This is a genomic window from Butyrivibrio sp. WCD3002 (assembly GCF_000424265.1).
Lineage (GTDB): Bacteria > Bacillota > Clostridia > Lachnospirales > Lachnospiraceae > Butyrivibrio.
Map to the genome: position 1 here is coordinate 1 of NZ_AUJO01000049.1, position 1,654 is coordinate 1,654.

A 1,654-nucleotide genomic window follows, 5' to 3' on the forward strand; every position below is an offset into this window, starting at 1 on the left:
CCTTTCATCCTTTCTTTTAATGTACCGCACCCTATAAACTAAATAAAGTGCGTAAGTTAATGTTTTTTAACTTACACACTTTATTTTACACTCCCATTTGTCCTTAATTATTTCATCTTAAACTGCTTAGCCTTTGTGTAAAGGGTAGTGTAGGTATAATCATAATGCTTTGCTTCCTGATCATAATAAGTGATAAGGATTCTTGTGGGAGCATATTCACTGTTTCTCTTGGTAATTGCTCTTGTGCTGCGAGGACTTCCGTCTACGTCATCATTAAAGTAACGCTTTCCGTCGCAGTAGTTCGCAAGGCTTCCTACCTTTGAAAGCTTAATTGTGCTGCCTGATTTAACTATCTTATAGTAGTAGCAGGTACCGTTCTCTTCCTGACCATAGAATTTATCTAAGGCATCGCCGTCACCGTTTAAGTCGCAGCCGTTGTAAACACCGTTTGCGTACTGGTCTGTGCGGTTTCCTTCAACGTCTTCCTCATAGCCGGTGTTGTTAAAGGAATCGTTGCGGTAGCCTTTGTTTGCTTTTCTTCTATATGAACCAATTTGAATCTTAACGATCTTATAACCCTTGTTAGCCTTTACAACAAGCTTGCCCTTTGTCTTATTTGTAAAGTTATAGTCGTATGAATTAAGTGATCTTCCGTAGTTTATATAATTCTTATCACCATAGGTCTTTTGTATAAGTGATTTTCCAGCATAGGTGAATGTCTTAAATATTGATGAATTGTCTCTTACAACAACATTTACCGAAACATTTCCTGTAACCTTTCCGGCATTGTTATAGATTTTGAACTTCAGCTTTGCCTTACCCTTCTTTTTAGGAGTGAGAAGAAGATAAATATCAGCGGAAGAGCGATTTGAGCTTACGTATTCAGGTGATTCCTGATCAAAGCCGGTTCCCTTTTTAGGAATGATAACCTTTTCTCCGGTGCTCTTGTAATAATAATACTGATCGTTTTTTGTATCGTGCTCAATTTTTGCATGCTCATCGGAGTAGTTGATGATGCTGTTTCTATTATCGAGCTTGGCAGTAAAGACTTTACTTTTTGATGTTTTTACATTTCCAACCTTTATGTCTCCGCCGCAAAGCTTTACATGAATTCTTGTAGGCACACCTGCATCAACATATACTGTGCCGCCCATGCTGGCAGTGTCTGAGTATGTGGCAGAGGGTGATACTTCACTTTTTGTACCTGTAGCACCTGTTACCTCATTCTGATATACTTTCTTTACTATGTAGTAGGTTGCTACATTGTTTTTAATTTGATAGGTCTTATAATAGGTGTCGCTCTGATCCTTATACTTTTTGAATTCCTGGTTCCATGCAGCCTTATCGCTGGTCTGATATACAACCTGATTGTCCAAAGAAATCAGGTAGTCATCATAGGTTGTGTTTGTCTTGGCATGTTCGAATTCCAGTGTTATTGTCGGATACCCTGCAGCACTGACGGTGCTTGGAATTGCGCACGCAATAGATAGCGCAGACGCCAAAGCGGCCACGCCGAGTTTGAATAGTTTCCCCATTTTAATTCCCTCCAAAAACTTTTTGGTAGTGTCTAATCGACACTCCTTTTTTCTTTATAAATCCTCTATTTTTCGGGAGTTCAAAATAAAAAGAGCATTGACCTCCCTTTTGGTATAAT

At 38.9% G+C, this 1,654-nt stretch carries 1 protein-coding gene; it reads right to left on the reverse strand.

What is annotated here, in order from left to right; translation table 11 throughout:
- Positions 1–107 precede the first annotated feature (107 nt).
- Positions 108–1,535, reverse strand: coding sequence for a hypothetical protein (locus tag G608_RS0117725; RefSeq protein WP_026497104.1), 1,428 nt, complete (start codon positions 1,533–1,535; stop codon positions 108–110).
- Positions 1,536–1,654 lie beyond the last annotated feature (119 nt).